Origin of the sequence: Streptomyces sp. NPDC002838 (genome assembly GCF_040295365.1) — a bacterium.
GTDB lineage: Bacteria > Actinomycetota > Actinomycetes > Streptomycetales > Streptomycetaceae > Streptomyces.
In genome coordinates this window covers 147,267-169,541 of record NZ_JBEOVF010000013.1, presented here as the reverse complement: position 1 = coordinate 169,541, position 22,275 = coordinate 147,267, and the positions used below count along the sequence as shown (strand labels likewise).

At 70.7% G+C, this 22,275-nt stretch carries 23 protein-coding genes and 3 pseudogenes; 12 read left to right on the top strand and 14 right to left on the bottom strand.

Annotation, left to right across the window (positions count from 1 at the left end; translation table 11 throughout):
• Positions 1–108 precede the first annotated feature (108 nt).
• From ABT063_RS19340 to ABT063_RS19320, 5 genes are all read right to left on the bottom strand, one after another.
• Positions 109–1,758: an FAD-dependent monooxygenase gene (locus tag ABT063_RS19340; protein ID WP_351058564.1), complete on the bottom strand. Its 1,650-nt coding sequence runs from the start codon at positions 1,756–1,758 to the stop codon at positions 109–111.
• Between the two features lie 235 nt (positions 1,759–1,993).
• Positions 1,994–2,902 (bottom strand): amino acid ABC transporter permease, encoded by a 909-nt coding sequence (locus ABT063_RS19335; RefSeq protein ID WP_351058563.1) that lies wholly within the window; start codon positions 2,900–2,902, stop codon positions 1,994–1,996.
• On the bottom strand, positions 2,899–3,573 hold the full coding sequence (locus ABT063_RS19330; RefSeq protein WP_351058562.1) for an amino acid ABC transporter permease: 675 nt from the start codon (positions 3,571–3,573) through the stop codon (positions 2,899–2,901). The genes ABT063_RS19335 and ABT063_RS19330 overlap by 4 nt, the downstream gene beginning before the upstream one ends.
• A 96-nt stretch (positions 3,574–3,669) precedes the next feature.
• Positions 3,670–4,515: a glutamate ABC transporter substrate-binding protein gene (locus tag ABT063_RS19325; protein WP_351058561.1), complete on the bottom strand. Its 846-nt coding sequence runs from the start codon at positions 4,513–4,515 to the stop codon at positions 3,670–3,672.
• Between the two features lie 80 nt (positions 4,516–4,595).
• The gene (locus ABT063_RS19320; RefSeq protein ID WP_095750726.1) at positions 4,596–5,372 is read right to left on the bottom strand and encodes an amino acid ABC transporter ATP-binding protein; all 777 of its coding nucleotides are present in this window, start codon (positions 5,370–5,372) and stop codon (positions 4,596–4,598) included.
• A gap of 286 nt (positions 5,373–5,658) precedes the next feature.
• Between ABT063_RS19320 and ABT063_RS19315 the strand changes: the two genes are divergently transcribed.
• Together ABT063_RS19315 and ABT063_RS19310 are read left to right on the top strand one after the other, a co-directional pair.
• Entirely contained in the window at positions 5,659–6,345 is a 687-nt protein-coding gene (locus ABT063_RS19315) for a response regulator transcription factor (protein ID WP_351058560.1), read from the top strand.
• Positions 6,346–6,354: 9 nt separating this feature from the next.
• Positions 6,355–7,746: a sensor histidine kinase gene (locus ABT063_RS19310; protein ID WP_351058559.1), complete on the top strand. Its 1,392-nt coding sequence runs from the start codon at positions 6,355–6,357 to the stop codon at positions 7,744–7,746.
• A 144-nt stretch (positions 7,747–7,890) separates the two neighbouring features.
• On the opposite strand, the gene ABT063_RS19305 is transcribed toward ABT063_RS19310, so the two are convergent.
• Entirely contained in the window at positions 7,891–8,886 is a 996-nt protein-coding gene (locus ABT063_RS19305; protein WP_351058558.1) for a TAXI family TRAP transporter solute-binding subunit, read from the bottom strand.
• Between the two features lie 120 nt (positions 8,887–9,006).
• Here ABT063_RS19305 and ABT063_RS19300 point away from each other — a divergent pair, with 120 nt between their 5' ends.
• Complete coding sequence (locus ABT063_RS19300; protein WP_351058557.1) at positions 9,007–9,411, top strand: pyrophosphohydrolase domain-containing protein; 405 nt, start codon at positions 9,007–9,009, stop codon at positions 9,409–9,411.
• A 20-nt stretch (positions 9,412–9,431) separates the two neighbouring features.
• Here the strand turns inward: ABT063_RS19300 and ABT063_RS19295 are convergent.
• A pseudogene (locus tag ABT063_RS19295) lies at positions 9,432–9,917 on the bottom strand (cation:proton antiporter domain-containing protein); the annotation flags it as partial.
• Between ABT063_RS19295 and ABT063_RS19290 the strand changes: the two are divergent.
• Both ABT063_RS19290 and ABT063_RS19285 read left to right on the top strand, forming a co-directional pair.
• Positions 9,910–10,572 (top strand): annotated as a pseudogene (locus ABT063_RS19290) (sensor histidine kinase); the annotation flags it as partial. The pseudogenes ABT063_RS19295 and ABT063_RS19290 overlap by 8 nt on opposite strands.
• Complete coding sequence (locus tag ABT063_RS19285) at positions 10,572–11,276, top strand: response regulator transcription factor (RefSeq protein ID WP_351058556.1); 705 nt, start codon at positions 10,572–10,574, stop codon at positions 11,274–11,276. The pseudogene ABT063_RS19290 and the gene ABT063_RS19285, both read left to right, overlap by 1 nt.
• On the opposite strand, the gene ABT063_RS19280 is transcribed toward ABT063_RS19285, so the two are convergent.
• The gene (locus ABT063_RS19280) at positions 11,263–11,550 is read right to left on the bottom strand and encodes a hypothetical protein (protein WP_351058555.1); all 288 of its coding nucleotides are present in this window, start codon (positions 11,548–11,550) and stop codon (positions 11,263–11,265) included. The two genes, ABT063_RS19285 and ABT063_RS19280, sit on opposite strands and share 14 nt — an antisense overlap.
• 122 nt (positions 11,551–11,672) lie before the next feature.
• Between ABT063_RS19280 and ABT063_RS19275 the strand changes: the two genes are divergently transcribed.
• The gene (locus tag ABT063_RS19275) at positions 11,673–12,194 is read left to right on the top strand and encodes a bifunctional DNA primase/polymerase (protein ID WP_351058554.1); all 522 of its coding nucleotides are present in this window, start codon (positions 11,673–11,675) and stop codon (positions 12,192–12,194) included.
• A 42-nt stretch (positions 12,195–12,236) separates the two neighbouring features.
• Here the strand turns inward: ABT063_RS19275 and ABT063_RS19270 are convergent, their stop codons facing one another.
• On the bottom strand, positions 12,237–12,479 hold the full coding sequence (locus ABT063_RS19270) for a hypothetical protein (RefSeq protein ID WP_351058553.1): 243 nt from the start codon (positions 12,477–12,479) through the stop codon (positions 12,237–12,239).
• Between the two features lie 208 nt (positions 12,480–12,687).
• Here ABT063_RS19270 and ABT063_RS19265 point away from each other — a divergent pair, with 208 nt between their 5' ends.
• The 3 genes from ABT063_RS19265 to ABT063_RS19255 all read left to right on the top strand — a co-directional run bounded on the left by ABT063_RS19265 (position 12,688) and on the right by ABT063_RS19255 (position 15,351).
• Entirely contained in the window at positions 12,688–14,217 is a 1,530-nt protein-coding gene (locus tag ABT063_RS19265) for an FAD-dependent monooxygenase (RefSeq protein ID WP_351058552.1), read from the top strand.
• A gap of 161 nt (positions 14,218–14,378) precedes the next feature.
• Positions 14,379–15,020 (top strand): hemerythrin domain-containing protein, encoded by a 642-nt coding sequence (locus ABT063_RS19260; protein ID WP_351058551.1) that lies wholly within the window; start codon positions 14,379–14,381, stop codon positions 15,018–15,020.
• Between the two features lie 208 nt (positions 15,021–15,228).
• Positions 15,229–15,351: a hypothetical protein gene (locus ABT063_RS19255; protein WP_351058550.1), complete on the top strand. Its 123-nt coding sequence runs from the start codon at positions 15,229–15,231 to the stop codon at positions 15,349–15,351.
• 297 nt (positions 15,352–15,648) lie between these two features.
• Here the strand turns inward: ABT063_RS19255 and ABT063_RS19250 are convergent, their stop codons facing one another.
• The 3 genes and pseudogenes from ABT063_RS19250 to ABT063_RS19240 form a co-directional block, all read right to left on the bottom strand.
• Positions 15,649–16,110, bottom strand: a complete 462-nt coding sequence (locus ABT063_RS19250; RefSeq protein WP_351058549.1) for a DUF4383 domain-containing protein — start codon at positions 16,108–16,110, stop codon at positions 15,649–15,651.
• A 103-nt stretch (positions 16,111–16,213) separates the two neighbouring features.
• Positions 16,214–17,191, bottom strand: a complete 978-nt coding sequence (locus ABT063_RS19245; protein WP_351058548.1) for an SDR family oxidoreductase — start codon at positions 17,189–17,191, stop codon at positions 16,214–16,216.
• Between the two features lie 149 nt (positions 17,192–17,340).
• Positions 17,341–17,538, bottom strand: a pseudogene (locus ABT063_RS19240) (DUF6766 family protein); the annotation flags it as partial.
• Positions 17,539–18,044: 506 nt separating this feature from the next.
• On the opposite strand from ABT063_RS19240, the gene miaB reads away from it, so the two are divergent.
• On the top strand, positions 18,045–19,574 hold the full coding sequence (miaB, locus tag ABT063_RS19235) for a tRNA (N6-isopentenyl adenosine(37)-C2)-methylthiotransferase MiaB (protein WP_351058547.1): 1,530 nt from the start codon (positions 18,045–18,047) through the stop codon (positions 19,572–19,574).
• Positions 19,575–19,712: 138 nt separating this feature from the next.
• Positions 19,713–20,426, top strand: a complete 714-nt coding sequence (locus ABT063_RS19230) for a class III extradiol dioxygenase subunit B-like domain-containing protein (RefSeq protein ID WP_351058546.1) — start codon at positions 19,713–19,715, stop codon at positions 20,424–20,426.
• 84 nt (positions 20,427–20,510) lie between these two features.
• Here ABT063_RS19230 and ABT063_RS19225 read toward each other — a convergent pair whose 3' ends face one another.
• Positions 20,511–20,801, bottom strand: coding sequence for an antitoxin (locus ABT063_RS19225; protein WP_351058545.1), 291 nt, complete (start codon positions 20,799–20,801; stop codon positions 20,511–20,513).
• Positions 20,802–20,827: 26 nt separating this feature from the next.
• Entirely contained in the window at positions 20,828–21,097 is a 270-nt protein-coding gene (locus ABT063_RS19220; protein WP_351058544.1) for a hypothetical protein, read from the bottom strand.
• 184 nt (positions 21,098–21,281) lie between these two features.
• On the opposite strand from ABT063_RS19220, the gene miaA reads away from it, so the two are divergent.
• Positions 21,282–22,220, top strand: a complete 939-nt coding sequence (gene miaA, locus ABT063_RS19215) for a tRNA (adenosine(37)-N6)-dimethylallyltransferase MiaA (RefSeq protein ID WP_351058543.1) — start codon at positions 21,282–21,284, stop codon at positions 22,218–22,220.
• Positions 22,221–22,275 lie beyond the last annotated feature (55 nt).

The window sequence follows — 22,275 nt, the reverse complement described above, 5'->3', positions numbered from 1 at the left end:
TCGGTCACGATCCGGAGTACACCACGACGGTGCGGACCGGTCAACTCACCGTCACGATGTGGACGCACAGTGACAGTGAGCCGTAACACGGACGGCAGGCACGGAATGTCAGCGCGAACCGGCCCCCGCACCCGCACCCGCCTCCGCCTTGGCCGGCCCGCCCAGCGCCGCCTCGGCCGCCGTGTACAGGTCGGCCGGCCGCACTCCGGTCAGCGCCGTGACCAGGTGACCGTCGGGCCGTACGAGAAGGACGGTGTGGGGAGCGGCGCCCGGGTACTCCTCGGCGACCAGGAGCTCGGCGGGGTGCGGCAACGCGGTCACCGCCGCCGCCAGCCGGGGCATGATCCCGGCGGTCACCCAGTGCTTGCGCTCCCACACGCCCGTGCCCGGCGCGATCAGTACGACGAGCAGCGCGCCGCGACCGAGGCGGTCGCGCAGCCGTACGAAGGAGCCGTCCTCCGCGGTGACCCGAACATCCGTGACCTGCGCCCCGGGCGGAGTGCCGACGGGGGTCTCGCCTTCGAGGCCCGGGGGTGCGAGCGGCGAGTCGGCGTACGCCCCCGGCGCACCGAGGATGCCGCGCCCCAAGTGACCGTCCGTGAGCAGCGCGTCGTGGCCGCGGGCCGAGCCGGGGACGTAGGCACGCAGGCCTCCGCCACCGCGCAGCAGCGGCAGCGCCTGGTCGGCGGCGCGCAGCCGCGCGGCGACGATGGCGCGCCGCTCGGTCTGGTAACTGTCGAGCAGCGCCTCGTGCGGCCCGTGGTGCCAGGCCAGCGCCAGCTTCCAGGCGAGGTTGTCGGCGTCCCGGAGGCCCTCGTCGAGCCCTTGTGTGCCGAGCGCGCCGAGCAGATGCGCCGCGTCCCCGGCGAGGAAGACCCGGCCCACGCGCCAACGACGGGCCACCCGGTGGTGGACCGTGTGCACGCCGGTGTCGAGGAGTTCGTACGGCGGTGTCGAGCCACCGGTCCAGCCGGCCAGGGTCTCCCGGACGCGGGCCACCAGCAGCTCGGGCGTGACCAGGTCCTTGCCCGGCGGCAGCAACCAGTCCAGCCGCCACACCCCGTCCGGCAGGGGGCGTGCGGTGATCTCGCCGGCCGACGGGCCGGAGGTCCGCCATGGCGGCATCCGGTGCAGCAACGCTTCGCCGGGCCAGGGGAGTTCCACGCGCAGGGCGGCCACGGCGTGACGCTCCACCGCCGTACGGCCCGGGAAGCGGATGTCCTGGAGCTTGCGCACCGTCGAGCGGGTGCCGTCGCAGCCGACCAGGTAACTGCCGCGCCACCAGGTGCCCTTGGGTCCGCGGGTGTGGGCCGTGACGCCTGAAGGTTCCTGCTCGATGGAGTCGAGGCGGCTTTCCACGGCGATCTTGACGTGGGGCTGGCCGGCGAGGGCGGCGCGCAGGGCGTCGGTGAGCAGGTGCTGGGCGAGGTGGAGCGGGGCGGGGCCGGCACTGAGGACGTCGCCGTCGCCGTCGGCGCCAGTGTCGTCCGTGCTCCCGAACGTGACCTTGCGCATCACCTGCTTGCGCCGCATCGACCGCCATCCGGCCCAATGGACTCCGGCCTCGGCGAGCGGCACGCCGGTCAGCCGCTCCATCAGGGCGGTGGTGTCCTCGCGCAGCACCACCGTGCGCGCGAGACGCGGTTCGTCCTTGCCCGGCCCCTCGTCGAGGACGACGGACGGCACCTCCTGACGGGCCAGCGCCAGGGCGAGCGTGAGCCCGACGGGCCCCGCTCCGACGATGATCACCGGATCCACGGCGCGGCGCCCCCTGCCCGCAGCGGTGTCCCGAGGGACGTGAGTGAACAGGAAGGTGGAGCAGGGTGCACGATCACAGAACGTATGCAACAGACTGGGCGCCAGCCGGTCAAGCTGGACGCCCTTCCGGTGTCCTGTCACGTCGGGTGCCGCCGACGATGATGCCAAGCGTCGGAGGCAGTGGCGCTCTCACCACTGCCTCCGTGCCGTTCGGTTCATGCCACTTGACTGGCCGTCAAATGGTGCCTCCGGCGCCGGTCCCGTAGCTGCCGCGCACCTCGGCGGCATTGAGCTCCTCGACGTCCTCCTTGCCGAGGACCGTTCCGGTGCCCCTCTTGCTGCGCCGCAGCCTGCCCTCCAGCCAGCTCGCGAAGGTGGTGAGGATGAAGTTGAGCACGATGTAGATGACCGCCACCACGACGAAGCTCTGGACGACGTTGCCGTAGTTGGCCGCGAGTGTGCCGCGCGTGTTGAGCAGCTCGGTGAACCCGATCATCACGCCGCCCAGCGCGGTGTCCTTCACGATGACCACGAGCTGGCTGACGATGGCCGGCAGCATCGCGGTGACGGCCTGCGGCAGCAGGACGTTGGTCATCGTCTGGCCCTTGCGCAGGCCGACCGCCATCGCGGCCTCCGACTGGCCCTTGGGCAGGGAGAGGATGCCGGCCCGTACGATCTCGGCGAGGACGGACGCGTTGTAGAGCACCAGGCCGGTGACGACGGCGTAGAGCGGCCGCTGTTCGCTGGTGACGTTCGTGTAGCGGTCGTAGAACTCGTTGGCGAACAGCATCAGCAGCAGGACCGGGATCGCCCGGAAGAACTCGACCACCACGCCGGCCGGACCCCGCACCCACTTGTGGTCGGAGAGGCGCGAGATACCGAAGACCGCGCCCAGCGGAAGGGCGATCACCATGGCCAATGCCGCGGCCTTCAGTGTGTCGCCGAGGCCCGGCAGCAGATACGTCGTCCAGGCCTGGGACTCGGTGAACGGCTTCCACAGGGCCCACCTCAGCTGGCCCCTGTCGTCCATGGTCTGCCAGACCCACCACAGGAGCAGGGCGAGCAGGACGAAGAAGACCACCGAGAGGAGCACGTTGCGCCGCTTGGCGCGGGGCCCCGGAGTGTCGTAGAGAACGGAGCTCATCGCTTCACCGCCAGTCGCTTGCTCAGCCAGCCCAGGATGAGGCCGGTCGGGAGGGTCAGTACCACGAACCCGAATGCGAAGACGGCGCCGATGAGCAGCGTCTGGGCCTCGTTCTCGATCATTTCCTTCATCAGGAGGGCCGCCTCGGCCACGCCGATCGCGGCCGCCACGGTCGTGTTCTTGGTCAGGGCGATCAGCACGTTGGCCAGCGGGCCGATCACCGAACGGAAGGCCTGCGGCAGGACGATGAGCCGGAGGGTCTGACTGAAGTTCAGCCCGATGGCACGGGCCGCCTCGGCCTGTCCGAGCGGCACCGTGTTGATGCCGGAACGAATCGCCTCGCAGACGAAGGCCGCGGTGTAGGCGACGAGACCGAGGATCGCCAGGCGGAAGGCCCGGACCTCGAAGTCGGACGCCCCCATCGTCACTCGGAAGATGTCGGAAAGGCCGAGCGAGGTGAAGACGATGATGACGGTCAGGGGGATGTTCCGGACGATGTTGACGTAGGCGGTGCCGAACCCGCGCATGAGCGGTACCGGGCTGACCCGCATCGCGGCCAAGAGGGTGCCCCAGACCAGGGAGCCGACGCCGGAGAAGACGGTGAGCTGTACCGTCGTCCAGAAGGCGCCCAACAGGCTCGGGTCGTCATAGTCTGAAAGAAAGTCGAACACGATTTCCCGCGCTTCCGGGTGTGTGGCGTACGTGGACAGCGCGGCGTGCCGCCGCCTTGATCGCAGTCGGCGACGGCACGCCCGTGAACCTCCGCGCTACTTGACGATGTTGCCGATCTTCGGCGCGGGCTCGTTCTTGTAGTTGGCCGGACCGAAGTTGTCCTGGACCGCCTTATCCCAGGACTTGTCGCTGACCATCTTCTCCAGTGCGGCGTTGATCTTGTTGAGGGTCTCGGTGTCGCCCTTCTTCACGCCGATGCCGTAGTTCTCGTTGCTCAGCTTGAGTCCGGCGAGCTTGAACTGACCCTTGTACTGCTCCTGCGCGGCGAAGCCGGCGAGGATCGAGTCGTCCGTGGTCAACGCGTCCACGGCGCCGCTCTGCAGAGCTGCGATGCACTCCGAGTAGCCGCCCCTCTCGGTGAGGTTGGCCTTCGGTGCGAAGTCGTTCTTGACGTTCTGCGCCGAGGTGGAGCCCGTCACCGAGCACAGGTTCTTGTCGTTGAGGTCCGTGGCCTCGGTGATGTCCGAGTCGGCCTTGACCAGCAGGTCCTGGTGGGCCAGCAGGTACGGACCGGCGAAGTCGACCTTCTTCTGGCGCTCCTCGTTGATCGAGTAGGTGGCCGCGATGAACTTCACGTCGCCGCGGGCGAGCGCGTTCTCGCGGTCGGCGCTCTTGGTCTCGACCCACTCGATCTGGTTGGGCTCGTAGCCGAGCTCCTTGGCCACGTACGTCGCCACGTCCACGTCGAAGCCGGAGAAGGATCCGTCCGGCTCCTTCAGGCCGAGGCCCGGCTGGTCGTACTTGATGCCGATCTTGATCTTGTCGCCACCGCCGGAGGAGCCGGAGTCGCCGTCGTTGCCGTTGTCGCCACCGCATGCCGTGGCGCTGAGGGCGAGTGCGAGGACGGCGGCCGAGGCGGCGGTGACCTTGCGGAGCTTCATGGTGAACATCCTTTGAGTGGTGAAGATGCGTGCCGTCAGAGGCGGGCGACGCAGGCCGACAGGCGGGCGCGGGTGCGCTGTCAGTGGTGCAGGATCTTGGAAAGGAAGTCCTTGGCCCGATCGCTGCGCGGGTTGCTGAAGAACTGGTCCGGCACAGCCTCTTCGACGATCTTGCCGTCGGCCATGAAGACCACCCGGTTGGCGGCCGAACGGGCGAAGCCCATCTCGTGGGTGACGACGACCATGGTCATGCCGTCACGGGCGAGCTGCCGCATGACCTCAAGGACCTCATTGATCATCTCGGGGTCGAGCGCCGACGTGGGCTCGTCGAAGAGCATCACCTTGGGGTCCATGGCCAGGGCGCGCGCGATGGCGACACGCTGCTGCTGGCCGCCGGAGAGCTGTGCGGGATACTTGTCCGCCTGGTTGGCGACACCGACCCGGTCGAGCAGCTGGCGGGCCTTCTCCTCGGCCTTCTTCTTGTCGGCCTTGCGGACCTTGATCTGGCCCAGCATGACGTTCTCGAGCACGGTCTTGTGCGCGAACAGGTTGAAGGACTGGAAGACCATCCCCACGTCGGCGCGCAGTCGGGCCAGCTCCTTGCCCTCCTGGGGCAGTGGCTTGCCGTCGATGGCGATCGTGCCGGAGTCGATCGTCTCCAGGCGGTTGATGGCGCGGCACAGGGTGGACTTTCCGGACCCGGAGGGCCCGATGACCACGACAACCTCGCCGCGGCCAATCGTCAGGTCGATGTCCTGGAGCACGTGCAACGCGCCGAAGTGCTTGTTGACGCTCTTCAGGACGACCAGTTCTCCGGTCGCGGCCACATCTTCCTTGGCCACCGATACTTCGGTCATCGCTCTCTGGCTCCGTCCTCCTCGGTTTCGGAGGACCTTAGTAACCCACGCGACCAGCGTCATTACATCTGAGGGGAATCTGAGGATCACGATCCGATAGCAATCGGACACCTGTCGTAGCACTTGTGAGCTGGGCGCGTATCGGGCGGGTAACGGAAGCGGCGCGCAACCGGAACCCTCTTGACGCCGTCCTCATTCATCAGCGTCACTGCCATGTGCACGCGCGCGTGCACGCTTTTTTCTATCAGGTCCAGATCATACGTCCGATGAACCGAAGGGGGCACGGATGAGACTGCTCCTCGTCGAGGACGACAACCATGTCGCAGCCGCCCTGTCCGCGGTACTGGCGCGGCACGGTTTCGACGTCACGCACGCCCGCAGCGGCGAGGAGGCCCTTCAGGCCCTCGTCCCGGAAGGCGTCGGCTTCGGAGTCATCCTCCTCGACCTGGGCCTGCCCGATCAGGACGGTTACGAGGTGTGCGGCAAGATCCGCAAGCGCACCAGCACGCCGGTGATCATGGTCACCGCACGCTCCGACGTCCGCTCCCGCATCCACGGCCTCAACCTCGGTGCCGACGACTACGTGGTCAAGCCGTACGACACCGGAGAACTGCTCGCCCGGATCCACGCCGTCAGCCGGCGCACCGCCCACGAGGACGCCCCGGACGGCGCCGAGACCGCGCTGCGCCTCGGTCCGGTGCACATCGAGTTGCCCACCCGCCAGGTCAGCGTGGACGGTTCGATCGTCCAACTGACCCGCAAGGAGTTCGACCTCCTCGCCCTGCTGGCCCAGCGGCCCGGCGTGGTTTTCCGGCGGGAGCAGATCATCAGCGAGGTGTGGCGCACCAGCTGGGAGGGGACCGGACGCACCCTGGAGGTGCATGTCGCCTCCCTGCGCGCCAAGCTGCGCATGCCGGCCCTGATCGAGACCGTACGCGGCGTGGGCTACCGGCTCGTCGCCCCGGGCTCGTAGCGGGGCAGGGTGCGCACACGTCTCCTCCCGCTGCTCATCGTCCTGATGGCGGCCGTGCTGCTCGCCCTGGGCATCCCGCTGGCCGGCAGCGTGGCCGCGGCCCAGCAGCAGACGGTGGTCGTCGACCGGATCGACGACACGGCGCGTTTCGCGGCGCTCGCCCAGTTCGTCACCGACACGCCCGGCGAGGCGAACGGGCGCAAGGAGACGCTGGCCAGCGAACTCGCCAGCTACCACGATGTCTACGGCATCCGGGCCGGTGTCTTCTACCGCAACCGCATCTCCATGGCGAAGGCGCCGTCGAGCTTCGTCCTCCCCGAAGCGGGTGAGGTGCGCGACGCCTTCGACGAGGCGCTGCTCAGCCGGCGCAGCCACGACCCCAAGCAGGTGTGGCCCTGGCAGCGCAACCGCCTGGTCGTCGCCTCGCCGGTGATCCGGGACGGTGACGTCGTGGCGGTCGTCGTCACCGACTCGCCCACAGGGCAGATGCGGTCGCGCATCCTGCACGGCTGGCTCGTCATAGGCACCGGCGAGACCGCCGCGATGCTGCTTGCCGTCGGTGCCGCCCTGCGGCTGACGGGCTGGGTGCTCAGGCCCGTACGCGTCCTCGACGCCACCACCCACGACATCGCCACGGGCCGCCTGAAGTCCCGGGTGGCGGCCGCCGGCGGTCCGCCGGAGCTTCGCAGGCTGGCCCGGTCGTTCAATGAGATGGCGGACAATGTCGAGGACGTCCTGGAGCAGCAGCGCGCCTTCGTCGCCGACGCGTCGCACCAGCTGCGCAACCCGCTCGCGGCGCTGCTGCTGCGCATCGAACTGCTCGCTTTCGAACTCCCGGAGGGCAACCAGGAGATCGCCTCGGTCCAGGCCGAGGGCAAGCGCCTGGCCCAGGTCCTCGACGACCTGCTCGACCTGGCCCTGGCCGAGCACACCGATGCGGACCTGAGGGTCACCGACATCGGCGCGCTGACCGCCGAGCGCGTCGCGGCCTGGACGCCGACCGCGGAGGCCAAGGGCGTACGGCTGGTGGGCGACTGCCCGCCCACCACCGCCTGGGCCGACCCGGTCGCCCTCTCCAGCGCGCTGGACGCGGTGATCGACAACGCGGTGAAGTTCACGCCGAAGGACGAGATCGTCGAGGTCACGGTCGCCTCCGACGGCGACACCTCCACGGTGGTGGTCACCGACAACGGCCCGGGCCTGACCGACGAGGAGCTCGCCCGCATCGGCGACCGCTTCTGGCGCAGCGGTCGCCACCAGAACGTCAAGGGCTCCGGCCTCGGCCTGTCCATCTCCCGGGCCCTGCTCGCCGCGGGCGGCGGCTCGATCGCGTACGACCACCACGAACCGCACGGGCTGACGGTGACGGTGAAGGCACCCCGGTCGGGGCCGGTGGCGTGAGACCGGGCGCGCGGAACTCCGTACGGCGAACTGCGGCGCGCTCCTGAGGGTTCGCTACGTCGTGCGCGCATGGCTCGTACGGCGTGCGGCCGGGGTGGTGTACGACGGCTCTCCAGACGCCGTACGACGTTCGCGTGAGGCTTCCTACGGCTTGACGGAGCGGTAGTAGCGCCGGGCGCCGTCATGCAGGGCCAGCGGGTCGGTGTAGATCGCCGTGCGCACGTCGACCAGCTGGGCGGAGTGGACCGTCGCGCCGATGTTGTCCCGGCTGTTGATCACGGTCCGGGTGAGCCACTCGGTGAGCCGGGGGTCCATGTCCTTGCGCGTCACCAGCAGGTTGGACACCGCCAGCGTCGGCACGGGTTCACCGTTCTGGATGTTGGGGTACGCCGACACCGGCATGACGGTGGTGCGGTAGTAGCGCGCGGCACCGCCCTGTTTGTGCAGCCTGGCGACGAAGGCGGCATCGATGGGCACGAACCGGAAGGCTGAGCGTTCGGCGAGCCGTGCCAGCCCGCCCGTGGGCAGTCCGCCCGACCAGAAGAACGCGTCGAGGCCGTGCCCCAGCCGCTTGGGGCCGGTGTCGATGCCGTCGGACGAGGGCGTGATGTCCTCCTCCGGGTCGATGCCGGCCGCCCTGAGCACCGCGTTGGCGATCAGCCGTACACCCGAGTCGGGCAGCCCTATGGCCACCCGCTTGCCCCGCAGGTCCGCGACGGAACGAATGTCCGAGTCCGGCGGGACGACGAGCTGGATGTAGTCGTCGTAGAGGCGGGCGACACCGCGCAGCCGGTCGGCGCCGGTACCATCGCCGATCTTGTACGTCTCCACCGCGTCGGCCGCGGCGATCGCGAAGTCGGCCTGCCCGGTCGCCACGCGCGCGACGTTCTCCTGCGACCCGGGGCTGGTCTGCAACCGCACCTTCAGGTTCGGCATGTCCTTGTGGAGCGCGGTGCGCAGGAGGTCGCCGTACGCGTAGTAGACCCCCGCGCGGGTGCCGGTGCTGAACGTGACCGTCCCGCCCGGCGGCTCCTCACCCCAGGGCCGCAGCCACCACAGCAGCAGCCCGAGGACCACGAGACCGGCCGCCGAGCCCTGCAGGGCCCGACGCCTGCCGATACGGGGCAACACCTTGGACATGTGCGTGATCCTGCCAGCCCGTATGCCCCGCTGACCAGCACGGGGATCACAAGGCGGGCTGCCGGGGGCGGCGCGGCCACGGGGGAGGGGACTGTCAGAGGCGGCCGCTACAGTCGCCGCATGAGCTCTTCGCCCGCCGACCTCGTCCGTGAATTCCACCTCGCCTTCGGTCTGGACGCCCGCGACATACCGACCGAGATCTCGCCCGAACTCGCCGCCCACCGCGGTGAACTGCTCGCCGAGGAGGCGGCGGAGGTCGCCGAGGTGTCGGTGAAGGGCCCGCTCGACCTGCTCGCCCACGAACTGGCCGACGTCGTCTATGTCGCGTACGGCACGGCTCTCGTGCACGGCATCGACCTGGACGCGGTGATCGCCGAGATCCACCGCTCCAACATGACCAAGCTGGGCCCCGACGGCCAGGTCGCCCGCCGTGCCGACGGCAAGGTCCTCAAGGGCGACCACTACGAGGCGCCGGACGTGCCGGCGGTGCTGCGCCGCCAGGGATGGGAATCCGGCGGCGTGTGACGGTCCCCACCCGGGAGGTGTCAGTCGCGGCCCACCGACGCTGGCGCCTCCGCCGAGCGCGACGAGCCCTCACGGGCCTCCTGGCGTTCGCCGGCGCGGCGGGTCCACCAGGACGCCAGCGGTTCCGTGTAGCGGGCCGTGAGCGGGCCGAGCACGACCAGGATGAGGACGTACGCCGTGGCCAGCGGACCGAGGGACGGTTCGATGCCCGCGCTCACCGCCAGCCCGGCGATCACGATCGAGAACTCGCCGCGCGCCACGAGGGCGCCGCACGCGCGCCAGCGGCCCTTGACGGAGATGCCCGCCCGCCGTGCCGCCCAGTAGCCGGTGGCGATCTTCGTCGCGGCGGTGACGACCGCCAGCGCGAGGGCGGGCAGCAGCACGGGCGGGATGCTGGCCGGGTCGGTGTGCAGCCCGAAGAAGACGAAGAACACGGCGGCGAACAGGTCCCGCAAGGGGCTCAGCAGGGTGTGCGCGCCTTCGGCGACATCCCCGGACAACACGATGCTCGACCGGCTGGAGGCCGAACGCGCCGCCGGTGCGGCCCGCGCGCTCTCCGCCCAGGAGCGCGAACGCCACCGCGTCGCTCGCGAACTCCACGACGAGGTCGGCCAGCCCCTGACCGCCGTCCTCCTCCAGCTCAAGCGCGCCGCCGACCGGGCGCCCGAGGAACTGCGCGAGGAGGTGAGGCAGGCGCAGGAGGCCACCCGCGCGGGACTCGACGAGATCCGCCGTATCGCGCGCCGTCTGCGCCCCGGCGTACTGGAAGAACTCGGCCTGGCCAGCGCCCTGCGCTCCCTCGCCGCCGAGTTCACCACCGACGGACTGACCGTCCGCCATCACGTCTCCGGCGACCTGCCCCGCCTGACCGAGGAGTCCGAACTCGTGCTCTACCGAGTGGCCCAGGAGGGGCTCACCAACACCGCACGGCACGCCGCCGCCGACCGCGCGGAGGTCCGGCTCCGGCCGGTCGCCGAGGGCGTCGAACTCCTCGTACGCGACAACGGCAGGGGACTCGGCGGGGCACCGGAGGGCTCCGGCATCAGCGGCATGCGCGAACGCGTCCTGCTGATAGGCGCCGCGCTCTCCCTCGCACCCGCCCCCGACCGGGGCACGGACATACGCCTGCGCGTCCCCGCCGCGACCGGGGGCAGCCGCTGATGACGAGCCGGCAGCCGATCACGACACAGCCGGTGACGAATCAGCCGCTGACGACGCCCCCCATCCGCGTCCTGCTCGCCGACGATCACACCCTCGTACGCCGAGGAGTGCGGCTCATCCTGGAGGGCGAGCCGGACCTCACGGTCGTGGCCGAGGCCGGCGACGGGGCGGAAGCGGTCGACCTGGCACGCGCGCGTGCCGTCGATCTGGCGGTCCTGGACATCGCCATGCCCCGGATGACCGGCCTTCAGGCGGCCCGCGAACTCTCCCGCCGGCTGCCCGGCCTGCACCTGCTGATCCTCACGATGTACGACAACGAGCAGTACTTCTTCGAGGCCCTCAAGGCCGGCGCGAGCGGCTACGTCCTCAAGTCCGTCGCCGACCGCGACCTCGTCGAGGCGTGCCGGGCGGCCGTGCGCGACGAGCCGTTCATCTACCCGGGCGCGGAGCGCGCCCTCGTCCGCTCGTACCTGGACCGCCTTCACCGGGGCGACGGCCTGCCCGAGCGGGCCATCACCGAACGCGAGGAGGAGATCCTCAAGCTCGTCGCCGAAGGGCACACCTCCAAGGAGATCGGCGAGCTCCTCTTCATCAGCGCCAAGACGGTCGAGCGCCACCGCGCGAACCTCCTCCAGAAACTCGGCATGCGCGACCGCCTGGAACTCACCCGCTACGCGATCCGTGCGGGCCTCATCGATCCCTGAGGTCGCTGAAGTCCCTGAAGTCCCTGAAGTCGCTGAGCCGAGGGAGGTCTCTGGGGTCGGTGAGATCCGTGCGGCCGTGTCTCGCCGCCTCCGTGCCGTGGAACCGGCCCGCTCCGTAGTCGAGGCGTCGTGCGGTGTCCACGAGGGAGGCGAGCGGGTCCCTCTCGACCGGGTCCCTCTCGAAGAGGAGAAGCCGACGCAGCGAAGCGCGTGCCTCGCGCAGCTGCTCCGGCCACGTCCGTGGAGGCCGGAGACGGGTCCACGTATTCGCCACGGTTCGCCACCCCTTCCGGGAAATAGAAATATCTACCAGCATGAACGCGCCGGGTCCGGCCGTCTCGGCATTTCGGGAAGTGCGTCCCGCTTGCGCGGGCCTACACATCCGGGAGGCACACCTTGCGAACAGTCACGCGGCAGGCCGTGGAATGGCTCGCCGCCGCGGCGACCGATCCACGGGACTGCAAACGGCAGTGGAGCGGCGAGACCGGGGCGGCGGTACTGGCGTGCGGGCGGTTCTGGGACGTACTCAGCGTGCCGGAGGACCTGGGCCTGCCGGCCCTGGACGCTCTGCTGAGCATCCCTCAGGCGCCCGGTCCCACGCTCGCGGACACCGTGTCCCGCAGAGTCGCCTTCTTCCTGCCGCCGGACCCCGCGGGCCGCTGGATCGGCTCGGGCATCCGGTACGCGGGCAAGGGGGCCTGGATCGCGGTGCCCGCACCGCATCGCGCCGCGGGGCGACTGCGCTGGCTGGTCCCACCGGACGGCACCGGGGCGCTGTTCGTTCCCGCCGCCGTGGAACTGGCCCTGCAACTGGCGCTCGGCAGAAGCGCCGCGCAGGCCGCCCCGAGACCACGGTGCCCGATGTGCGGGGCGCCCGCCGCCGGGTCCCGAGTCCCGGGCGCCGGCCGGCCGGGCTGACACCGGCGTATCCGTGCACAACCGATTCACCGGCGCGATGCCTCAGCGCGTGGTGACCAGCTCGGCCCGGTGGCCCGGGGACAGCTTGACGGCCCGTTCCCATCGGCCGGGGCGCGGCACCCGCGCCGACTCCTGGTGCCGCCCGGTCATGGCGGGGCTGACGGAGGTGAGGATGGTCCACTGCGCGTCCCGCGCGCCGGGGAGCATCCGGTCGTAGGCCTGCCACTCCCTGACGAGGGCGGCGTAGATCGGCGGGTCCGGCTGGGAGGTCTTGGTGCGATTCATGCCTTTGCAACGCTCCCGCGCGCGTGGGTGGTACGCCTTCGCCCAGGCGTGGTCCCATCTGATGAGGCTGTGTCCCTCGTTCGGGGCCATGTGGTAGTCGGACAACAGCATGGGGGGGGAGCGGAAGCCGGTGCACCGCCCTCGCCGTCCGGCACGGACGTGCGGGTGAAGGGGTGGACCGCGGGCTCGGCAGCCCTACCGTGGATTCATGGCGGCACCTTTGGACGTGCTGGTGGTCGGTGCGGGGCCCACCGGGCTCGCACTCGCCGCGCAACTGCGCAGGTACGAGGTCGGTTTCCGGATTGTCGACCGCTCCCTCGACCGGGTCCACGAGTCACGCGCGTTGGCTGTCCAGCCGCGCACCCTGGAGGCGCTCGCCGGGTTCGGGGTGACGGACGAGCTGGTGGCACGCGGCAACCCTGCGATGCGGGTGAGGCTGCATCTGCCGGGGCGAGTGGTGCGGATGCCGTTGTTCGACATCGGGCTGGCCGACACCGCGTACCCCTTCCTGCTGTTCCTGTCGCAAGCGGAGACGGAGAGCGTCCTCGCGGCGCATCTGGCGGGGCAGGACGTGGCCGTGGAGCGCGGCACGGAGCTGGTCCGGCTGGAGCGGACGGGTTCATCCGTGTCCTGTCGGCTTCGGCGTGGCGACGGTACGAAGGAGACGGTGGAAGCGCGGTACGTGGTGGGCTGCGACGGCGCGCACAGCATGGTCCGGGCTCAGGCGGGCATCGGTTTCGAGGGTTACGCCTATCCGCAGACCTTCCTGCTCGCCGACCTGGACGTCGACGGACTCGAAGGCGGCGCCGTCCACACGTACATGACCGGTTCCGGGGTGCTGATCTTCTTCCCGCTCGGCTCGCCGGCCCCTTGGCGGATGCTCGCGATGCGACCCCCCGGCGCCCCGGAAGGCGAGGTGACGCTGGGGCTCCTGCGGGAGATCGCCGACGCGTACACCGCGGACCGGCTGGTGCTGCGGGACCCGGTGTGGATGACCGACTTCCGGCTCCACAACCGCGGTGCCGCGCACTACCGCTCGGGGCCTTTTTTCCTTGCCGGGGACGCGGCTCACATACACAGCCCGGCCGGCGCCCAGGGCATGAACACCGGCATCCAGGACGCCCTCAACCTCGGCTGGAAGCTCGCCCTCGTGTGCGACGGCAGGGCGCCGGAGGAACTGCTGGAGACATACGAGGCCGAGCGTGCCCCGGTCGGCCGCAGCGTGCTGCGCTTCACCGACCGCGCCTTCACCATCGCCACCAGCGGCAACCCGGTCATCCGCTTCGCCCGCACCCGACTGGCGCCGCGCCTGGCCCCGTTGGCGCTGCGTGCGAGCGCACCGCGCGGGCTCGTCTTCCGTACGGTGTCGGAGCTGGGCATCCACTATCGGCGCAGCCCCGCCACGACCGCAGGTCCACGGCCGCCGAGGCGTGGTCCGCGAGCGGGTGACCGACTGCCCGATCTGCCGCGCGGACTTCAGGCGAGGACCGCAGGACCGGGTTGGCACCTGCTCCTGTCCGGTTCGCCCGCGCTCTGGAGCGATGAACCACTCGCCTCAGTCATGCGCGGACGGGGCGATCTGGTCAGCACGCACCGGCTCGGCAGGGAGAGCCCGTGGCCGTCCGTGGCCCACGGCCTCGTCCGCCCTGACGGCTACCTCGGCTACGTCGCTCGCGGAGCAGACCTGGAAGGACTGCGCGAGTACCTCGACCATTGGCTACCCGCACAGCGGTGTTGATCCGTACGGCCGAGGGCGGGAAGCGCGCGCCGCACGCCCAGCCCTCGCCAGGCGCCTCATCTTTCACGCCTGTTCACGCATCAGCCCGCCCGCCCCGGAAACACGTGGGGGAAGAAGGAGAGGCGATATGCGCAGACAAGAGGCGAAAAGAGGGCTATGTCATGGCTGACGACCTCATCACCATGGTCACCACCGACCACCGCGAGCTGAAGCGCCTGTTCGACATGATGCAGAAGGACAGGAGCTCCCGGCCGCTGGCGCTCCCTCTGGCCGTGGCCATGCTGGAGGCGCACAGTGAGGCCGAGGAGGACCGGGTGTATCCCGCGGTCGCCCGCGAGGCCGGCGAGAAGGAAGAGGCCGAGCACGCCGCCGAGGAGCACCATCAGGCCGAGGACCTCGGCAAGCATCTGCTGGAGATGGACTGGGAGAGCAAGGCGTTCGACCGCGCTCTGGACGAGTGGGTCGGCGCTGTCCTGCACCACGTCGAGGAGGAGGAGAACGAGATCCTCCCCGCGCTGGGCCAAGCCGTCGGCTCCGACCGGCTGCGCGAACTGGGCCTGGAGTTCGCCACCCGCCGGTCCCGGAAACTCGCGGGTCAGCCCCTGAGCTACGTCGGCGCGGGCGCCGGCGCGAGGCGTCAGCAGGCCACCGCCGGCGCCAAGCGTCAGCAGGCCACCGCCGGCGGGACCAAGGCGGAACTGTATGAGAAGGCCCGGGAACTGGGCATCGAGGGCAGGTCCTCGATGAGCAAGGAGGAACTCGCCCAGCAGGTGAAAAAGGCCCAGGGGCGCAGGAAGCGCTGAATCCACCGAGGGCCGACCCCAGGGCGCGCGCCACGTGTGCCCGGCGGGCGAGCAGTGGCACTCCGCGACCATGGACATGTCTCGCCGCCCCCGTGATCGACCGGGTCCTGGGGCGGCCCAAGACGGCAGTACGCGGGCCGGACGCGCTGCGGTTCTTCGACGAGCGGCACATGCACGGCCCGGGGCCGTCGCCGCGCTCGAGAACTCGGTGCCCGATCAGGCGTCCCGGCACCGGCACGCGACCGCGGGCGAGGGAATCGTCACCGTGCTGCTGGAGATCCTCGTGACGCGCCTGGCCCGCAGGGAGTACGCGGTCCCGGAGCCGACCTGACGATCTCCCTGCGCCGTATCCCGGCCCGCGGCCGCGGTGGTTTCGCCCACGCTGACGTACGACGCACGCCCACGCACGAACGCCCACCGGACCACCACCGGGCGCGGCTCACGGCCCCCGGGCCGTTCTCATCCCTCCGGGAACCGGCCTCCCCGGCCGTGTCAGCTTTCCTGGAACGCGGCCCTGACCTGGCGACCACGCAACTCCTCGAGCCTGCTCAGTTGTCGCCGGGCCCGCTCGTGAAGGTCGTCGAGCAGTTGCGGGTCGAGGCGTTCCTCGGCTGCGGCGTTCGAGTGTTCATCGTGTATCCCTGCCCCCGTCCGCGCGCAGCCGGGGGAGCGTGACGCCCAGGGCGATCATGCCGATGCCCAGGGCGAAGTGGAGCCAGTTGTCGGCCGTGTTGACCGGTACGAAGTTGGCCGTGCTGTCCCGGTCGATGACCAGGCCGTAGATCCACAGCGCGAGGTAGACGAGGCCGCCGCCGACGAGGAACGTGCGTGCCGCGGAGGCGGAGCCGGCCATGGCTGCTCCGGCGATGCCGAACAGCAGGTGCACGATGTTGTGCAGGACCGACACCTGGAAGACGCCCAGCAATTCGGCGTTCGAGTCGTGCTCGGCGAACTTCAGCGTGTCGTAGTCGGTGGTGATCCCGGGGACGAAGCCCAGGACACCGACCAGCAGGAAGACCACCCCCACCAGGAGCGCGGCCTGCTGGACCGGGGTCCGGGCGCTCGGTGCCTTACGGTGTGTGCCGTTCATGAGCGGAGCCCTTCTGGTGGAGGCGGCCCCAGGCGTGCCTGCTTCGGTACGCCGCCTGCCGGGTACCCCGCGCACGCCTCCCCAGCAGTGTGCGTCCGGTCCGTCAATGGGCGCGGGCGCGTCGTGCGACGCCCGCCGCCGCGCCCGCGAGCAGCGTGGCGGCGCTCAGTCGGCGCATCGCGGTGCGCCGGCGTCCGCCCCATCCGCCGTGGGTCGCGCCCGGCCCGGGCGCCGGTACGTGAAGGTTTCCGTGGCCGGCCGGGGCGGGTTCCTTACGGGACAGGTGGGTCCGGTCCACCTGGCGGGCCGTCATCCGCTCGGTCAGTCCCGGCGTCACCCTGGACTGCAGCACCAGGGAACGGCCCACCGGCCCCACCACGACCTCGCGCCGGGGAACACGCACCAGGTCCACGACGGTCCGGGCGACACGTTCGGGGCTGTAGACCGGCGGCATCGGCACGGGCTTGCGTCCGGTGTAGTTCGCCGCGTGTTCGAACAGCGGGGTGTCGATGCTGGCCGGCAGCACCGTGCAGACGTGGATGTGCTTCACCTTCTCCAGCTCGAGCTCCTGGCGCAGACTCGCGCTCAGGGCTCGAATCGCGTGCTTGGACATGCCGTACGCATGGGTGTACGGCTGACTCACCACGCCGGCGACGGACGAGACGTTCACCAGCGTCCCCCGGCCCTGCTCACGCATGACCCGCAGGGCGGCGCGGCAACCGTGCACGTAGCCCATGACGTTGACGTCCATGACCCTGCGGAAGTCCTCCAGGGGGGTCTCCGCGAAGGGGCCGAACACGGTCACGGCCGCGGCGTTGACCCACACGTCGATGCGGCCGAAGTGCTGCACCGCGCGCCGGGCCAGGTCCTCGACCGCCTTGGGATCCGTGACGTCGGTCGGCACGACGAGGGCCTGAGCGCCACGGTGGCGTTCACACTCCTGGCTGACCGCCTCCAGCGCATCCTCCCGCCGTGCGGCCAGCACTACGGGGCATCCCCGGCGGGCGAACGCGACGGCGGTGGCTCGTCCGATGCCGCTGGACGCACCGGTGATCACGACGACGGAATCGCGCACTCGCATGGACGGCTCCTTGGTCTCGTCTGACTGTCCGATGAGTCACTCAACCACCGGAGGGTCTCCCTCGCCGCTCGGCGAGTGCTCCCGGGTGATTCCCTGCGCCCGCCAGGGGAGACACCGGGCGCCGGACAGTCGGTCGGCGCAGTTGCGGCTCAGCCTTCGACGCCGGTGGCGGAGTGGGGTGCGCCGACGGGTTTCGACTCCGGTGATCCGCGTCGCCTCAGGCAGATGGAGAGGACGGCCATGGAGGCGACGGCGAGGAGTTCGGACTGCCGGTTCCGCAGGGTGCGGTTCCGGAAGTTTGCGGAGGAAAGGTAGTCGGCCCAGCTGGTCGAGGGCCTGGAGCTGTCGCAGTTGCTGTTCGTTGTACGCGGCGACGCCGGTGACCGGCTGGGTCAGCCAGACAGCAGGAAGACGCCGCCCATGCCCAGGCCCAGGGAGCGGGAGTCGGCCGCGCCCCGGTCGCACCGGGGCCGGCGGCCGTCACCCTCCATCCGGCGGGGAAGCGTGCGAGGAACACGGTGTAGTGCTCCAGCACCACCCGGGCCTGGTCCCCGCACACGTCCACGGCCGCGCCCCCAGGGCCGTACCACCGTCGTCGCATCCTGCCTCCTGGCCTCCTGGCCTCCTGGCCTCCTGGCCTCCTGGCCTCCTGGCGGCCTGGCGGCCCGGCCTCCCGGCGGCCCGGCGCATCGGGCACATCCGGTCGCCCCTGCGCAATGCGGTTACCCGCCCATGGGACATCCGCTCCCATACGGGGTGCTACCGGGACGCGGCCGACGGTGCTCCGCCCGGTGCTTCCCCGGCCCGGGACCGTAGTCCAGGAGGGTCTCCCGAGAGCGCCTACTCTTGACGCATGACCAGCAGCAGCGACCGGAGCCCGGCAGTGGATGTTCGATCATCTAAGACCTACGAAATCCGCACATATGGGTGTCAGATGAATGTCCACGACTCCGAGCGATTGTCCGGGCTGCTCGAAGAGGCCGGTTACGTCCGTGCGCCCGAGGGCTCGAACGGCGACGCGGACGTCGTCGTCTTCAACACCTGCGCGGTCCGCGAGAACGCCGACAACAAGCTGTACGGCAACCTCGGCCACCTCGCCCCGCAGAAGGCGAAGCGCCCGGGCATGCAGATCGCGGTCGGCGGCTGCCTCGCGCAGAAGGACCGCGACACCATCGTGAAGAAGGCGCCCTGGGTGGACGTCGTCTTCGGGACGCACAACATCGGAAAGCTGCCGGTTCTGCTGGAGCGCGCCCGTGTGCAGGACGAGGCGCAGGTCGAGATCGCCGAGTCGCTGGAGGCGTTCCCGTCCACCCTGCCGACACGGCGCGAGAGCGCGTACGCGGCCTGGGTGTCGATCTCCGTCGGCTGCAACAACACCTGCACCTTCTGCATCGTCCCGGCGCTGCGCGGCAAGGAGAAGGACCGCCGACCCGGCGACATCCTCGCCGAGGTCGAGGCCCTGGTCGCCGAGGGAGTCAGTGAGATCACGCTGCTCGGCCAGAACGTCAACGCGTACGGCAGCGACATCGGCGACCGCGAGGCCTTCAGCAAGCTGCTGCGGGCCTGCGGCACGATCGACGGCCTGGAGCGCGTGCGCTTCACCTCCCCGCACCCGCGTGACTTCACCGACGACGTGATCGCGGCCATGGCCGAGACGCCGAACGTGATGCCGCAGCTGCACATGCCCCTGCAGTCCGGCTCGGACACCGTCCTGAAGGCGATGCGCCGCTCCTACCGTCAGGAGCGCTACCTGGGGATCATCGAGAAGGTGCGCGCCGCCATCCCGCACGCGGCGATCACCACCGACATCATCGTGGGCTTCCCCGGCGAGACCGAGGAGGACTTCGAGCAGACGCTGCACGTCGTGCGCGAGGCGCGCTTCGCGCAGGCCTTCACCTTCCAGTACTCCAAGCGGCCCGGCACCCCGGCCGCGACCATGGAGAACCAGATCCCCAAGGCGGTCGTCCAGGCGCGGTACGAGCGCCTCGTCGCCCTCCAGGAGGAGATCTCCTGGGAGGAGAACAAGAAGCAGGTCGGCCGCACCCTCGAACTGATGGTCGCCGAGGGCGAAGGCCGCAAGGACGGCGCCACGCATCGCCTCTCCGGCCGTGCCCCGGACAACCGCCTGGTCCACTTCACCAAGCCCGAGCAGGAGGTGCGCCCCGGCGATGTCGTGACGGTCGAGATCACCTACGCCGCCCCGCACCACCTCCTCGCCGAGGGCCCTGTCCTCGATGTGCGCCGCACGCGCGCGGGGGACGCCTGGGAGAAGCGCAACGCGGCCGAGGCGGCCAAGCCGGCCGGCGTGATGCTGGGCCTGCCGAAGATCGGCGTTCCGGCGCCCCTGCCGGTCGCCACGGGCAGCGGCTGCGGCTGCGACTGACAGCGGGCGCGGGGGCGGCACCGGTCCACCGGTCGCCGCTGGGGCGCTGACCTGCGCATCGAGGGGCGGGCGGCGTGAGGGCCGGTGCGCCGCCCGTCGGCTGACGTCTGATCGCCCCACGGGGTTAACCTGCCGATCATGCTTGCCGCCGCTGCAGTCTGTCCCTGCCCGCCCCTGCTCGTGCCCGAGGTCGCCGCCGGTGCCGCACCCGAGCTGGACGCCGCGCGCGCCGCGTGCACGGAAGCGCTCGGCGTCCTCGCCGCCGCCCGGCCCGAACGGCTCGTGGTCGTCGGGTCGGCCGAGGAGAGCGGGCGCGGGACGCACCCGGAGGGCGCGCGGGGCTCGTTCCGGGGATTCGGTGTGGACCTCGACGTACGCCTGGGCGTGGACCGGGGCACGGCATCCGAACGCCCGCTTCCGCCCTCGCTCGCCGTGGCCGCGTGGCTGCTGGAGGGGACCGGATGGACGGAAGCCCCGATCGAGGGGCTCGGCGTGGGGGAACCGCTCGATGCCGAGCGGTGTATTCACATCGGGAGGGACATCGCCGCCGGAGCCGAGCGGGTGGCGCTGCTGGTGATGGGCGACGCCAGCGCGTGCCGGACGCTCAAGGCGCCCGGCTATCTCGACGAGCGGGCGGCGCCGTTCGACGCGCAGGTCGCGCGTGCGCTCGGGGCGGCGGACGTGGCGGCGCTCAGCACGCTGGACGCCGACCTGGCGCACGAGCTGAAGGCGTCCGGCCGGGCTCCTTGGCAGGTCCTCGCGGGCGCGGCCGAGGGCGCGGGGCTCAGCGGCGCCCTGCTGTACGAGGACGCGCCGTACGGCGTGGGGTACGTGGTCGCGGCCTGGTCGTGAGGCCCCTGGCCTCGGGGTGCGCACACGGCGGACGGCCGGGAGCGTCGCGCTCCGCGGCCGTCCGTCGGTGTGCCGTGCCGGTGTTCAGGAGGTCGGCGGGGGTGAAGTCGGCGGCGGGGGCGGTGCGGTCGGCGGTGTGCCGTCAGTGCCGCCCGGTTCCGTGCCGTCCTTGTGCGCGAGGCGGTCCATGGCGTCCTTTGCCTTGCCCGTGCCCGACTGGATTTTGTCGCTGTACTTGCCCTTGGTCTTCTCGTCGACGATCTTCGCGGCCTTGTCAAGGCCATGATCGATCTTGTCCCCGTGCTCCTTGGCGAGGTCGGAGACCTTGCCCTTGGCCGGGGCGAGCTTGGCTTTCAAACTGTCCAGGAAACCCATGGTTCACCTTCCCACACGGCGGGCAGCTACGTGTGGGCGCTCTCGCCGGCCTCACTGTCGGCCGCCGCGTCGGCGGACTGCTGCTTGGGAATCTCGACGCCCTCGTCGGCGGTGTCCGTGTCGGCCTCGGCTGCCTTGGCCTCCACCGCGTCCTCGGCCGCGTCCTCGGTCGCCCCCTTCGCCTCTGCCGCCTCCTGAACCGCGGGCTCGGCCGTCGGCGTGTCAGCCTTTGCCTCCGCGGTTGACGCCTCCTCCGTGGCCTTCGACCTCCGGAGAAGTCGTGCGAAAACGCCCATATCCACTCCATACGTTACTTGTGCGGGCGAAATCCCGCGTCGTCCGGTGCGTCCGATTGCGCCGCCCGGGCCGCCGCCTCTCGCATGCGGGCGGCGGAAAACCTCGCAACTGGCAACGACCCCGGCCCCGGACCGTCACGTAACTCGTTCGAGACCATGGACCGAGGTTTGCGAGACTGGGTCGGTGAGTAGCGCACCCCCCGCCCCCCGCGTCATCGCCGTCGTCGGACCGACCGCGGCCGGAAAGTCCGATCTGGGCGTTTTCCTGGCCCAGCGTCTCGGCGGCGAGGTCGTCAACGCCGACTCCATGCAGCTCTACCGAGGGATGGACATCGGCACCGCCAAGCTGACGCCCGAGGAGCGCTCCGGCATCCCGCACCACCTGCTGGACATCTGGGACGTGACCGTCACGGCGTCCGTCGCCGAGTACCAGCGGCTCGCGCGGGAGCGGATCGACGCGCTGCTCGCCGAGGGGCGCTGGCCGATCCTGGTCGGCGGCTCCGGCCTGTACGTCCGCGGGGCCGTCGACAACCTGGAGTTCCCCGGCACCGACCCCGAGGTCAGGACCCGGCTGGAGGAGGAGCTGACCCTGCGCGGCTCCGGCGCGCTGCACGCCCGTCTGGCGGCCGCCGACCCCGAGGCCGCGCACGCCATCCTGCCGAGCAACGGCCGCCGTATCGTCCGGGCCCTCGAAGTGATCGAGATCACCGGCAAGCCCTTCACCGCCAACCTCCCGGGTCACGACTCCGTCTACGACACCGTCCAGATCGGCGTCGATGTGGTCCGCCCCGAGCTCGACGAGCGCATCGCGCGCCGGGTGGACCGGATGTGGGAGGCGGGTCTTGTGGACGAAGTGCGCGCACTGGAGGCGCAGGGGTTGCGCGAGGGGCGTACGGCGTCGCGCGCGCTCGGCTACCAGCAGGTGCTCGCGGCTCTCAGCAGGGAGTGCACCCTCGAGGAGGCGCGGGCCGAGACCGTACGTGCCACCAAGCGCTTCGCGCGCCGTCAGGATTCATGGTTCAGGCGCGATCCCCGGGTGCACTGGTTGAGTGGGGCTGCGGCGGATCTCACAGAACTTCCGCACCTCGCCCTGGCATTGCTCGAACGACCGGTTACAGCCTGATCACGTCATGGCATCGGGACGCTCCGGCCGCCATCCCGGCCTCCGGCGTCGTGCC